9 protein-coding genes and 1 pseudogene are annotated in these 9,850 nt (G+C 69.6%); 5 read left to right on the forward strand and 5 right to left on the reverse strand.

The window, feature by feature from the left end:
• Positions 1 to 869: hypothetical protein (locus HUX53_RS12160; RefSeq protein ID WP_176403277.1), on the reverse strand; the 869-nt coding region annotated here is incomplete at its 3' end.
• 254 nt (positions 870 to 1,123) lie between these two features.
• On the opposite strand from HUX53_RS12160, the gene HUX53_RS12165 reads away from it, so the two are divergent.
• Entirely contained in the window at positions 1,124 to 1,534 is a 411-nt protein-coding gene (locus HUX53_RS12165) for an ATP-binding protein (RefSeq protein WP_309237182.1), read from the forward strand.
• 83 nt (positions 1,535 to 1,617) lie between these two features.
• Here the strand turns inward: HUX53_RS12165 and HUX53_RS12170 are convergent, their stop codons facing one another.
• Positions 1,618 to 2,211, reverse strand: coding sequence for a TetR/AcrR family transcriptional regulator (locus HUX53_RS12170; RefSeq protein WP_176403278.1), 594 nt, complete (start codon positions 2,209 to 2,211; stop codon positions 1,618 to 1,620).
• A gap of 122 nt (positions 2,212 to 2,333) precedes the next feature.
• On the opposite strand from HUX53_RS12170, the gene HUX53_RS12175 reads away from it, so the two are divergent.
• Complete coding sequence (locus HUX53_RS12175; RefSeq protein ID WP_176403279.1) at positions 2,334 to 3,215, forward strand: alpha/beta fold hydrolase; 882 nt, start codon at positions 2,334 to 2,336, stop codon at positions 3,213 to 3,215.
• A 108-nt stretch (positions 3,216 to 3,323) separates the two neighbouring features.
• Here HUX53_RS12175 and HUX53_RS12180 read toward each other — a convergent pair whose 3' ends face one another.
• Both HUX53_RS12180 and HUX53_RS12185 read right to left on the reverse strand, forming a co-directional pair.
• The gene (locus HUX53_RS12180) at positions 3,324 to 4,892 is read right to left on the reverse strand and encodes an AMP-binding protein (RefSeq protein ID WP_176403280.1); all 1,569 of its coding nucleotides are present in this window, start codon (positions 4,890 to 4,892) and stop codon (positions 3,324 to 3,326) included.
• A gap of 95 nt (positions 4,893 to 4,987) precedes the next feature.
• Positions 4,988 to 6,547, reverse strand: coding sequence for an MDR family MFS transporter (locus tag HUX53_RS12185; protein ID WP_176403281.1), 1,560 nt, complete (start codon positions 6,545 to 6,547; stop codon positions 4,988 to 4,990).
• Positions 6,548 to 6,698: 151 nt separating this feature from the next.
• On the opposite strand from HUX53_RS12185, the gene HUX53_RS12190 reads away from it, so the two are divergent.
• On the forward strand, positions 6,699 to 7,310 hold the full coding sequence (locus HUX53_RS12190; RefSeq protein WP_176403282.1) for a TetR/AcrR family transcriptional regulator: 612 nt from the start codon (positions 6,699 to 6,701) through the stop codon (positions 7,308 to 7,310).
• A 61-nt stretch (positions 7,311 to 7,371) separates the two neighbouring features.
• On the opposite strand, the gene HUX53_RS12195 is transcribed toward HUX53_RS12190, so the two are convergent.
• Positions 7,372 to 8,946 (reverse strand): recombinase family protein, encoded by a 1,575-nt coding sequence (locus HUX53_RS12195; protein WP_176403283.1) that lies wholly within the window; start codon positions 8,944 to 8,946, stop codon positions 7,372 to 7,374.
• 138 nt (positions 8,947 to 9,084) lie between these two features.
• Here HUX53_RS12195 and HUX53_RS12200 point away from each other — a divergent pair, with 138 nt between their 5' ends.
• Complete coding sequence (locus HUX53_RS12200) at positions 9,085 to 9,621, forward strand: MarR family winged helix-turn-helix transcriptional regulator (RefSeq protein ID WP_176403284.1); 537 nt, start codon at positions 9,085 to 9,087, stop codon at positions 9,619 to 9,621.
• Between the two features lie 75 nt (positions 9,622 to 9,696).
• Positions 9,697 to 9,850, forward strand: a pseudogene (locus HUX53_RS41020) (homogentisate 1,2-dioxygenase); the annotation flags it as partial.

The raw sequence follows: 9,850 nt of genomic DNA on the forward strand, positions 1-9,850 counted from the left end.
AGATGTGTATAAGGGACAGCGCCTGCGATGCGCAGGAGGAATGGGGCCGGGTCGCGGGGCCACGGCTCGCCGTAGAGCAGTGTGGCCGACAGCAGCAGGTGGGTCTTCGCGGTGACCGTGACCACGGTGACGGTGATCATGAGGCGGCAGCGTCGCAGGCCGATCGAGAGCTGCATCAGCCCGAGGACGCCCGCGAGCAGGAACAGGTACGGGTGCGGGGAGGCCAGGACGTCCGCCGCCCGGCCGTCCGCGAGCATCATCGCCATGCCCTGCCCGAACACCTCGGTGGCGCCGAGCAGGACGCCCGCGCCGAGCCCGTAGGCGATGCCGGTCAGCGGGCGGGCGTGCCGGCCGCTGACCATGCGGTCGCGCACGCAGAGCATCCAGAGCGGCAGCGCCAGCGACGGCACGAAGACCAGCGCCGCCTTCCACAGCGGGAGCGCGCCGGCCGCTGCGGCGCCGCCCGCGCGGTGCAGGACGTCCGGCAGCGACTCGCCGTGGCCCGGCAGCACGGACAGCGCCACGGTGATCATCGCGGCCGCGGTGATGAGGACGGCGAGCCACTCCCGCGACGTGGGCCGCTCGCCGAACCCGCTCGTCCCCACGATCAGCAGCGGGACGAGCCCGAGCGCGTAGGCGGGCAGGGTCGCGGCGACGGGAAGTGTGACGAGCGCGGCGGCCGAGAGGGCGAAGCCCGCCAGCAGCACCACGACACCGGCGAACCAGCGCGGGCTGCGCACGAGCCGTCCGGCGGCGTGCAGCGGATGCCGGCCGCCGATCGGGCTCATCCGCCCGGTGGCCGTCTTGAACAGGACATAGGCGACGATGTAGACGGCCTGCGCGGCGCAGGCGAGGACGACCGCTTGCATGGCGCACCTCCGGGCAGCCCCCGCGATTTCGCCCGACAAGACGAAAAACGCTGTTGAAGCGGATCGTTACATACGAAGGGCCTCCGCTGATTCTCGCCACGGGACGGAGAAAACCCCCGATTTGTGCGGCTCGGTGAGTATCATCCGGCCCGCCTGTCCCGGAAAGGCCAAGATCAACACATCGGTCGCATTGCCCATCACGCACCGCAGGTGAATGATTGCGTTGCGCTTCCGACTGCAGGTGTGGTGATCATGTGACCGTGGGGATGGAACGGCTCGGCGAGCCGTTCGGCTTCGGCGGCGACGACGGCGACGGTGGACGCCGGGCCCGGCGCGTCGTCCGCGAGCGCGCGGCGAAGGTCATCTCGGACGAGGGTCTCCTCGACGACGTCGAGCTGATGACCGCCGAGGCCGTCGCCAACGCCGTCCTGCACGGCTCCGGGCTCGTCACCGTGACGGTCACGACCGACGGCCACCTCCTGCATGTCGAGATCGCCGACGACGGCCCCACCCACGCCGACCCGCACGGCCGCCGCCGCCTCGACCACGGCCGCGGCCTCACCGTCATCGACGTCCTGGCCAATGAGTGGGGCCTCGACCAGTCCCCCACCCGCACCCGCCTCTGGTTCATCATCAACGCCCAACGTCCCCCCGCCGGTCTGTAGCCCGGTGCGGGGTCCTCCACGTTTTGGCGGATTGTGTTGGTCGGTTGTCGGTGGTCGGGGCCTTGTGTTTGGGCTGTCGGGGGCTAGGGGAGGCGTAGGCCGGCTAGTAGGACTTCTACCATTTGGCGGGCGTCGTAGCGGGGGTCCTTGTTGGCGCCTATGCAGAGGTTGCCGACGGCGCGCATTAGGCCGAGGGCCTCGATGTCGGAGCGGATCTCGTCCGCGTCGGCGGCGGCGCTGAGCAGTTCGGCGCAGATGGGGACGAGTCGGTCCAGGAAATAGTCGTGCAGGGTCACGAAGGTCGCGTCGTCGGATTGCAGCGCCTCGGCCAGACCGTGCTTGGTGACCAGGAAGTCGACGAAGAGATCGATCCAGCGCACCAGAGCGGTGTAGGGGGAGTCGCACTCGGCCAGGAGGACGGGGCCCGCCTCCGCGCAGGCTTCGACCTGGTGCCGGTAGACGGCGACGATGAGATCGGCCCGTGTCGGGAAATGTCGGTAGATCGTGCCGACGCCGACGCCGGCCTTGGCCGCGATGTCGCGCACCGGCGCGTCGACGCCGGACGCGATGAAGGCCGCGGCGGCCGCCTCCAGCAGCGCCTCCTCGTTGCGCCGGGCGTCGGCCCGCTTCCGCGGGGCCGGCGTTCCGGGTCCGCTCCCGACCACTGTCGCCTCCATGTTGCTAAGCGGAACAGCGATCCGTATAGTTCAAACGGAACACTGATCCGCTTTCATGATGCCAAAGCAGGCGGCCCATGACCAGGCCGCGCTGTTCACGTTACTTATCGAGGAGAAGCCCCATGTCCCAAGCCCCGGTTGTTTCAGTGCGTCCCGTGGTGCTGCCTGCCCCAGGACGTGGCGAGGACGTCCAGGTACGGGTGTCCGCCCCGGTGACCGGTGGCGAGCTGCCGATCATCGTGTTCTCGCACGGCTTCGGCGAGTCGCTGGACGGCTATGCCCCGCTCGTCGACCACTGGGCCGCACACGGTTTCGCGGTCGTCCAGCCGACGCATCTCGACTCGCGGCGGCTGAACGTCACGCCCGACGACCCCCGCTACCCGGACATTTGGCGCATCCGCGTTGAGGACCTGACCCGCGTCGTCGACCGGCTGGACGTCGTCGAAGCCGCCGTCCCCGGCCTCGGGGGGCGCCTCGACCACGACCGCATCGCCGTCGCCGGGCACTCCTGGGGTGCTCAGACGGCGAGCATGCTGCTCGGCGCGCGAGTCATCGGCGCGGAGGGCGACATGTCCGACCCGCGGATCAAGGCCGGTGTGCTACTCGCCGTGCCGGGCACGGGCGGCGCCGACCTGTCGCCGTTCGCCGCCGAGAACTTCTCCTTCATGAACCCCGACTTCGCGGGGCTGACCACGCCGACCCTGGTGGTCGCCGGGGAGAAGGACCAGTCCGCCCTGACCGTCCGGGGGCCGGAGTGGTTCACGGACGCGTACCACCTGAGCCCGGGCGCCAGGAGCCTGCTCACCCTGGCCGAGGCGGAGCACTCGCTGGGCGGAATATCCGGATACACCGTCACGGAGACGACGGACGAGAGCCCCGAGCGGGTCGCCCTCGTCCAGCGGCTCACGTCGGCCTTCCTCCACAGCACGCTGGACCCGGCGGACGCCGGCTGGACGGCGGCGGCCGAGACCGCCGATCCGCTGGGGCGCGTCGAATCCAAGTGACGTCCAGCGGGGTCGGGCACAGTCGGTATCGGGACATGCAACCGACCGTAACGGTCGCCACCGACAGAACCAGGAGACCACCGTTCCGGGCATCCACGCCGTAGTGCGTCAGTCCGGGGTCAGGGAGCGGCGGACGATCTTGCCGGTGGCGTTGCGGGGCAGGACGTCCAGGAAGTGGACGTCGCGCGGCACCGCAAAACGTGCCAAATGCTCGCGAACGTGCGCGCGCACCGCGTCGGCGTCGAGCGTCTCCCCCTCCCGCAGGACGATGTACGCGGCGGCGCGCTGCCCGAAGTCCTCGTCCGGCACACCGATGACGGCGATCTCGCGGACCTGCGGAAGCTTCTGCAGCACCTCCTCGATCGCGCCGGGAAAGACGTTCTCCCCGCCCGAGACGATCATGTCGTCGTCCCGGCCGTGCACGAACAGCCGGCCGTCCACGTCGAGGTGGCCGACGTCGCCGAGGCTCATCAGGCCGTCCCGCATCTCCCGGGTGTCGCCGCTGGTGTAGCCCGCGAACAGCAGCGAGTTGGCGGCGAAGATCCGTCCGGTGGTGCAGGGCGGGACGGGCCGGCCGCCGTCGTCCAGGATCGCGACCCGTGTCCCGGGCGGCGGCGTGCCGGCGGTGTCGGGGTGGGCGCGCAGGTCGGCGGGCGTGGCGATGGTGACCCAGGACGCCTCCGTCGACCCGTACAGGTTGTAGAGAACGTCGCCGAACTCGTCCATGAACGCGGTGGCGAGCGTCGCGGGCAGGGCCGAGCCGCTCAGCGCCGCGATCCGCAGCGTGGACGTGTCGTACTTGCGCCGCACGGTCTCCGGGACGTCCAGCACGCGCTGCAGCATGACCGGCACGGCGACGAGCGCGGTCGCGCCGGTGGCGTCGATCGTGCGCAGCGTCTGCTCGGGGTCGAAGCGGGGCCGCAGGACGATCGTGGCGCGCAGCGAGATCGCCGTCTGCAGCATCGCGTAGCCCCAGGTGTGGAACAGCGGCGCCTCGATGAACATCCGCTCGTGCACCCGGTACGGGATGCGGGACGAGTGCCGGTCGGCGCCCTTGGGACGGCCGGTCGTGCCCGAGCTGAGGACGATCGTCCGCCCCGCCTTGTCCGGCGGCTCGACCGCCCCGGCGGGCGCGGTGGCGATGGCGTTCTCCAGTTCCGAGCCCGTCCCGCCGGCGGTGATGACGTGGACGGTCTTCGGCACGGCCGCGATGAACGAGGCGAACTCCGCGTCGGCGATCACGACGTCGACCTGCTGCTGCCGCAGGACGGTGACGAGCTGCTCGGTGCTCATCCCCGTGTTGAGCAGCAGGAGGTCGGAGCCGCGCTTGCTGCACGCGACGAGCGCCTCGACCATGCCGCGGTGGTTGCGGCAGAGCACCGCGACGCGGGGCGAGTCGTTGAACCGGCCGAGCGCGGCGGCGAGCCGGTCGGTCCGGGCGTCGACCTCGCCGTAGGTCAGCTCCCCGACGTCGTCGATGATCGCGACGGCGTCGGGGTCGCGGGCGGCGGCGGACGCGACCGTCCCGCCGAGCAGGGTGCCCCAGCGGCGCAGGGCGTCGAGCTGGCGGACGACCTTGACCGGCGGTCCGGGGCGCCACAGCCCGCTCCGGGCGAACATGCCGCCCGCCCGCACGACCGACGCCGTGCGGCGCCCGAACTCCGAACGTCCGCTCATCTACCGCCTCCGGGGTGCGAGATCCGGATTCCGACGGTATAAAACCGGCTTTTCGTGCTCTTCTGCCTCAACCCAGCTCTTCGGCACCGCTGTTATCAGGAGGTTGACAACGAACCGTCCTTCACGGCGGGCACCGGGCCGTCCGTCTCGGGGGTCTCCACCAGGTCGAGGCTGTCGCGCAGCCGGACCGGCTTGAGCAGCGCCGCCGCGATGATCCCGACGACCGCGATGCCCGCGGACACCAGGAAGATGTGCCCGGTGGCGTCGCCGTACGCGGCCCGGACGATCTCCCGGACGGGTGCGGGCAGCGCGGCGAGGTCGAGGTTGCCGGCGTCGCCGCCGCCCGCGGTCGGGTCGACGCCGAGCCGGCGCAGCCCGTCCGCGATCTTGTCGGCGACCTGGTTGGCCAGGACCGCGCCGAGCACCGAGACGCCGATCGTCCCGCCGAGCGACCGGAAGAACGTCACCGTCCCGCTCGCGGCGCCGATCTCGTCCAGCCGGACGGAGTTCTGCACGACGAGCACGAGGTTCTGCATCGTCATGCCGACGCCGACGCCGATCAGGAACATCCCGACGCCGAGGAAGACCAGCGAGGTCGTGTGGTCGATCGTGGCCAGCATGCCGAACCCGGCGGTCAGCACGACCGTCCCGAACACGATGTACGGCTTGACCTTGCCGGTCTTGGTGGCGAGCCGTCCGGCGATGGTGGACGCGCCGAACACGCCGAGCATCATCGGGAACGTGAGCAGGCCCGCCTTGGTCGGGCTGTAGCCGCGTCCGATCTGGAAGTACTGGCCGAGGAACACGGCGCCGCCGAACATCGCCATGCCGACCGCGAGGCTGGCGGTGATCGCGAGCGCGGTGTTGCGGCGCGCGACGATGTCCAGCGGGACGATCGGCTCCGCCGCCCGGGACTCCACCCACACGGCGACCGCCAGCAGCAGGACGCCGCCGCCCGCCATCGCGGCGGTCTGCCAGGACAGCCACGGGAAGTTCGCGCCGACGAACGTGATCCAGATGAGCAGGATGCTGACGCCGGCGGCGATCAGCGTCGCGCCCACGTAGTCGATCTTCACGTCCGGCCGCCGGATGACCGGCAGCTTCAGGGTCTTCTGCAGCAGCGCGAACGCGACGACCGCGAACGGCACGCCGATGAAGAAGCACCAGCGCCAGCCGAGGAACGAGTCGACGATCAAGCCGCCGAGCAGCGGCCCGCCGACCGTGGCGACGGCCATCACGCCGCCGAGGTAGCCGTAGTAGCGGCCCCGGTCGCGCGGGCTGATCATGGCGGCCATGATGATCTGGACGAGGATCTGCAGCGCGCCGACGCCGAGGCCCTGCACGGCGCGGAACGCGATGAGCTGCCCGGTGTTCTGCGCGAACCCGGACGCCGCCGACGCCACGATGAAGATGGCGACGCCCGCCTGGAGCAGCACCTTCTTGTCGTAGAGGTCGGCCAGCTTGCCCCAGATGGGGGTACTTGCGGTGGATACGAGCAGGGTCGCGGTGACGACCCAGGTGTACTGCGACTGGCTGCCCTTGAGCGCGCCGATGATCTGCGGCAGCGCGGTGGACACGACGGTGCTGCTGAGCATCGCCACGAACAGCACCAGCAGCAGGCCGCTGAGCGCTTCGAGGACCTGCCGATGCGACATCGGCGCAGGTCTGGACGGGGCCGGAACGGTCAAAGGACGCCTCCGCGAGAAGTGGGAACGGGGAACTCAACTCCGCGACCCCGGTACCTTATTCCCACTGGGCAAGTTTTCTCACAGAGCATCATTTGAGGGTGGGTAGGCTGGGTTGACCATGGAGACCAGGGACAGGGAGCGCGAGCACAGGGGCGGGCTGCGCGAGCGCAAGAAGGAGGCGACGCGCCGCGCCCTGCACGAGGCCGCGATGCGCCTCGCCGTCGAGCACGGCCTGGACGAGGTCACCGTCGAGGCCATCGCGGACGCCGCCGGCGTCTCCCGCCGCACCTTCTCCAACTACTTCGGCGGCAAGGAGGAGGCGCTCCTCTACGGCGGCGAGCAGCGGATGCGGTCACTGCTGGAGACGTTCGAGGCCCGTCCGCCGGACGAGTCGTCCTGGACGGCGCTGCGCGCGGCGTTCGACACCGTCCACGACCGGTTCGGCGCGCTGGACCCGCAGTGGGCCGCGCAGGTCCGGCTCGCCCGCAACCACCCGTCCGTGCTGGCCCGGCAGCTCGCCCACTACGCCGAGCTGGAACGCTCCCTCGCCGAGCTGATCGCCGCCCGCGACGGCCTTCCGTCCGGCAGCCTCCGCCCCCGCGTCATGGCCGGCGCCTTCATGACGGCCCTCCGCATCGCGTCGCTGAACTGGATCGAGGAGCAACCGGCCCGCACGATGCCCGAGGTCGTCGACGAAACCCTGACCGAAATAGCCCGCGAATTCCGCTAGGGGCGCGGAATGTTGCGCAGGTTGCTGCGGGCCAGGTCGAGCATCTTGCCCACGCCGCCGCCTAGGACCGCCCTGCTCGCCGCGAGCGCGAAACCTCGGCCACTGATGGGCACAGATCGCCGATGGTGAACGACAGCCGTCCCTCCACGTCACGTGCCCCACGGGTGGTTTGCCCAACTTCTACGCGCACGCCCGCATGCAGCAGCATTTGATGCCTGTCGGCCGACTCGGCGCTCGCCCACTTCTCGGCGTGATCGACGCCCGTGCGAATGCGCTTGGTCCGGGCGGAGACGATCGGTGCCGCGCGCAGCCGTTCGAGGCGATCAGACCGGCTCTGCAACATCCCGCCGACGGCGTCCGCCGCCGGCCCGCGAAGCTTGCAGAGCTGGCCCGCCAGTTCCCGTACCTCGTCCTCCAGTTCGGCGATCTCGCCACTGTGATCGATCGCAGGAATTGATACCACCTCGATGATCTCTCTGTTCCCGGCGGCGGCGAGGAATTCGCGCTCCACATAGGCGTCGACGGGATTTGCGACGACATACGCGGGTTTCGCACACGTCCGTCCGTGGGCCTTCGCTGCGCACCTGTACTGCCGCACCGGCACCTTCCTGTTCGGACCAGGTGATAGCCAGGATTGGTAAAGGCGGCCGCCGCAAGTGCCGCAGAAGAGGACGCCGAGGAGGGGGTGAGCGCCCGACCGCCGCCCTGGACCACTCGTCATGCGTGAATCCATGACGGCTTGCAGTCGATGCCATACATCATCGTTGAGCAACGCATCACCATGGCGTACGACCTCGCCGTCCTCATTCTGGACGGGTTGGCCGTCTTCAAGCACAAAGCCACGCAATATCTGCTGGCGGAGCAGTGACGACACCATCCCCGGATTCCACCGCGCGTCAGGGTTCGTCGGCCGGCCGGCCAGGACGGCACGATGATTCGCCGGGGTGACGCCGGGGTGTTCGGTGTTCAACCACGCCGCGACCGCGTGATACGACTTCCCAGCGATCACCAGGTCGGCCATGGTCCGGATGATGTCAGCGGAGGCCGGTTCCTCGGCAAGCCACCAACCGGCGGGGCCGCCTTCCCGGTTGAGCTCGGTCGGGTGTGGCACCGGCCGTGTACCGAACGGAACTCGGCCCCCGGACCACCGGCCGACTGACCGCAGGTACGCCGATGCCCCCGCAGTGCGCTCCCGGACGGCCTCGGTCTCCATCTGCGCAGCGAACGCCAAGATCATCAAGATGAGCTCCGATATCGGCGATCCCATATCCAGCTCCAGCCGGCCGCCCCCGGGCCCCTCAGCGAAGACCAGCCGCTTTCCATGATCCTTCGCCCAGCCGGCGAGATCGGCCATATCCCGCATCGACCGGACTGCACGGTCCAGCCGCCACCAGGCGACTGCGTCGAACTCGGATGGTCGCTGAAGCCACGCACCCAGTTCCGGACGGTCGAACGCACGGGTCTTAGAGGCAGAGACGTCCATATCTCGCGCCCACCCGATGACGGTGCCGCCGATGGACGCGGCCACACTCTCGATGGCGGCCTCCTGCCGCTCCGGCGAGGTAGTGCTGTCGCGAAACCGAGACAACCGGGTCGCACCAAGGACCCGCGCCCCGCGGTGAGCTGACATCGTCATGGCGAGATACTACATACGCAGGTATCTCGATGCAGAACATTCGTATGAGATCCACTCCTAGTGCTATGACCCCAGGGAGCAGCGCTTTGAGGATAATCAAGTCGTGAATCAGTTTTTTTGTCATCGGGAGGCGAGGACATGAGCGCGGACGGCGAACGGGACGATCCCGACTTCTGGACGTTCGTCGACCTCGCGGGGCACCGGCTGGCGGAGGAGTTCGGCTTCCCGGACCGGCTGGCGACCAGGCTGCTGCTCACCCTGAACAGGGCGTCGGCGATCGTCACCTACGACCTGGAGTCCACGGTGCACCGGCCGCGCGGGCATTCGTGGGCGGGTTTCCGCCTGCTGTTCGTGACCTGGCTGGCCGGCCCGCTGGAGCCCGGCCGGGCCGCGACGCTGGCCGGGATGAGCCGGGCGGCGGTCTCCAACCTCGCGAAGACGCTGATAGCGGACGGGATGATGGTCCGCACGCCCGGCGAGCGGGACGGCCGGTCGGTGATCCTCTCGCTGACCGAGCGGGGACGTGCGGCGATGCTGGAGATCTTCGCCGGGCAGCACGAGCGCGAGCGGCAGTGGGCGGGGACGCTGTCCGAGACCGAGCAGCAGATGCTGATCATGCTGCTGGCCAAGCTCATCGCCGGCCGGACCACCTTTGACGTGCGGGAACGCAGTTAGCCCTTCCCTGTACGGGAGAAGAGCCGTAGTGTCGGGAGAAAGTAGTTAATGCGTTAATCATCGGAGGCGAGGGACATGGCCCACTACCGCCGGGTCGGCCACGTGCCGCCGAAGCGCCACACCCAGCACAGGAATGGCGAGGAGCGGCTCTTCTTCGAGGAACTGATGGGCGAGGAGGGGTTCTCGTCCGATTCGTCCCTGCTGTACCACCGGGAGATCCCGTCGGCGA

Origin of the sequence: Actinomadura sp. BRA 177 (assembly GCF_013372625.1) — a bacterium.
GTDB lineage: Bacteria > Actinomycetota > Actinomycetes > Streptosporangiales > Streptosporangiaceae > Spirillospora.